Here is a 202-nt window from a genome sequence, read left to right on the forward strand (position 1 = left end):
CAACAGAAACCCCAACTCCAGCGCAACCAGCTGAAGAAACTCCAGCGTCAGGAGCAACAGAAACCCCAACTCCAGCGCAACCAGCTGAAGAAACTCCAGCGTCAGGAACAACAGAAACCCCAACTCCAGCGCAACCAGCTGAAGAAACTCCAGCGTCAGGAGCAACAGAAACCCCAACTCCAGCGCAACCAGCTGAAGAAAC

1 pseudogene is annotated in these 202 nt (G+C 54.5%); it reads left to right on the forward strand.

Features of this window, described 5'->3' with window-relative positions:
• Nucleotides 1-202: pseudogene (locus KV696_RS09915) on the forward strand (energy transducer TonB); the annotation flags it as partial.

Source organism: Streptococcus humanilactis (genome assembly GCF_019448275.1).
Taxonomy (GTDB): domain Bacteria; phylum Bacillota; class Bacilli; order Lactobacillales; family Streptococcaceae; genus Streptococcus; species Streptococcus humanilactis.